Annotated in this window: 3 protein-coding genes and 1 pseudogene; 3 read left to right on the forward strand and 1 reads right to left on the reverse strand. The window is 37.6% G+C overall.

The annotated features are described in order from the left end of the window. Positions 1 to 201 precede the first annotated feature (201 nt). From P375_RS13050 to P375_RS12475, 3 genes and pseudogenes are all read left to right on the forward strand, one after another. Positions 202 to 438: pseudogene (locus P375_RS13050) on the forward strand (transposase); the annotation flags it as partial. A 110-nt stretch (positions 439 to 548) separates the two neighbouring features. Beyond that, positions 549 to 848: a DDE-type integrase/transposase/recombinase gene (locus P375_RS12330; protein ID WP_167333074.1), complete on the forward strand. Its 300-nt coding sequence runs from the start codon at positions 549 to 551 to the stop codon at positions 846 to 848. Positions 849 to 860: 12 nt separating this feature from the next. Then, the gene (locus tag P375_RS12475) at positions 861 to 1,046 is read left to right on the forward strand and encodes an integrase core domain-containing protein (protein WP_039137191.1); all 186 of its coding nucleotides are present in this window, start codon (positions 861 to 863) and stop codon (positions 1,044 to 1,046) included. 158 nt (positions 1,047 to 1,204) lie between these two features. Here the strand turns inward: P375_RS12475 and P375_RS11560 are convergent. Then, positions 1,205 to 2,436 (reverse strand): autotransporter outer membrane beta-barrel domain-containing protein (locus P375_RS11560; RefSeq protein ID WP_209434830.1); only part of this gene is annotated, 1,232 nt, incomplete at its 5' end.

Genomic DNA, 2,436 nt, shown 5'->3' on the forward strand with positions numbered 1-2,436 from the left:
ACTGCCAGGTTATAAATTAGAGGAAGGAACGCTAACCGAGAGGTTAGCGTTTTTTTTCGCTTTAATGGGAGTGAGCCACTAAATTAGCAGTCCTCAATAGGTGGTAAACTATCACAAAAAGAGGACACTAAAATGAGAAGAACATTTAGCCCAAATTACAAAGTCACCGCAGTAAAATGAGTCACTGAGCAAGGTTATTCCGTTGCCCAAGCCTGTTTAGAATTAGGGATAGGCGAAACGACCTTACGGCGTTGGATAAAACAACTCCAAGCAGAAGAACAAGGCTATGTATTACCAGGAACGAAGCCACTGTCGCCAGAGCAACAACGGATACGAGAGCTTGAACAACGGATTAAAATTCTCGAGGAGGATAAAGAAATCCTAAAAAAGGCTACCGCGATTTTCATGTCACTCGAGCGCAACGCTACCAAGCGGTAAAGACATTAAAATCGTATGGAATAAAACGGGTTTGTGCGTTATTTGCGCTTTCAGAACGGACGTATTATGCGCAGAGAAAGCGCCAAGCTAAGCGCAATAAACATTTAGGTTTGACGGTAGAGATAAAGGCGTTATTTGATACTACTTATCTCAAAGTGCAGGGGGAATGGCATTATTTAGCGATAGTGATGAATTTAGCACAACGTCAAGTCGTGGGTTGGCGATTGCAGAAACAGCATGATGCAACGTTAGTGGTTGATGCATTAAATCATACGATGCTAACAACGAAAAGAACAGAGAAGATGTTGTTTCATTCAGACCAAGGCAGTATTTATGGAAGTGAGGCGTTTATCCAATGTGTCAAACAACATGGTTTGATACAAAGTATGAGTCATCGAAGAAATTGTTGAGATAATGCGCCGATGGAGCGTTGGTTTAGACGTTTTAAATATGAATGGATGTTAAAAGACGGTTATTCTTCATTAGAAGAAGCTAAGGAAGATATTAAGCGTTATGTGTTTTACTATAACAGAGTGAGACCGCATAGCTATAATCAAGGATTACCGCCAATTTTAGCGAAAAAAAACTATCAAGGACTGCTAATTTAGTGGATCACTACATTCAAAATTTTTAGTTCCCTTTCGTTACACTTAGGGGTATCAGTTATATCACAATAAATAGAATATAAATCAAAAACTTATATAAAGCTTCAGATAAAAAAATACCTCGTAGTAACGAGGTATTTTTATCTAACCTAATAGTTAAATTAGAACTGAATTGCTAAATTCACATTACCAGAAACAGAGTTAAACCCTTTCGCAAAAGTCGATTGTACTCCAGTACTCAATGCAATATTTTTGCTAATTTGATATTTTGCTCCCACATTAAGTTCACCAATTACGCGTGATACATCACAATCATCTAATGTAAACCGATATTGTGGATAATTCACAAAACCTGCACGTAAATAATTACCTCGATATGTCATATCATACCCCACAGCCGCTTTCGTTTGTAAACTTAATCTGTCATTGACTTGGAAATCACCTTTTATACCTGCTTTTACTATAAAGGCTTCTGTACTTTGTTTATCTACTGCAAAATCAAAATCTTTTGCTCCTTTCTCTATATAATCTTCGACTTCAACTCGTTGATAATCTAATGTCAAGAATGGCGTTACTTTCGTTTGAGGATTAATTTGGAATTCTCTATTTAATGTGATACCAGTTCGAAAATGATTCGCTTTCATTTCACTTTCCGCTGTCCGCTCTAAGAAAGTTAACCGACGTTTTCCATCTAAATAAGATTGACCAACTCCTGCATAAAAATCAATATCCCATTGTGGGGTTAAGACAGTATTACCATATACACCAACCTGCCAAGTATCCGCTTTTAAGTTATGATTAGCTGATGAATCATAACTATCTGCATCAGTTTTAATATAACCTGCTGTTAAACCTAATTTGGTATTCTCAGTGACGCAACGTTCATTACCTACTGCAATACCATAATGGTTAGCTTGATAGCCTGACAATCCAAATGATCCATCTCGCTCATTCCATTCACCTAACACTTTTGCCCACACTTGATTCTCATCAGTATCCACTAAACAACGTCCTGTCGGTATTGCTTTTGTTAAAGTATCGGTTGCTTCTATTATGACTCGACTGGTACGAATACCAAGTAATGGCTGAAGTTGTTCTACCGCTTTAACCACCTCTTTTTCACTATTTAATTTTATTAAACCAAAAGCAATATCATTGTCTGCTGATGATTTAATTTTATCTAAGCTAGCTGCTACTGGAACTAAGCAATCATCACACGCTTGTTTCACCAGATGTTCAATTAAACCTGGCCTCGGTTCAGGAGTAGGGTTTGGGTTAGGTTCCGGAGTTGGCTCAGGTTCTGATACAGGAGTAGCTTTAACATTTAAATGCATCGCTTGTGGGTCATATATCGCAGTAAAATCAAATAATATACTATTCAGACTGCTGACAA

It is taken from the genome of Gallibacterium genomosp. 2 (assembly GCF_000771895.1).
Classification (GTDB): Bacteria; Pseudomonadota; Gammaproteobacteria; order Enterobacterales; family Pasteurellaceae; genus Gallibacterium.

What these genes read in the sequence shown, in the direction of transcription:
- P375_RS12475 (WP_039137191.1), top strand. Translation starts at nt 861, where the DNA reads ATGGAGCGTTGGTTTAGACGTTTTAAATATGAATGGATGTTAAAAGAC.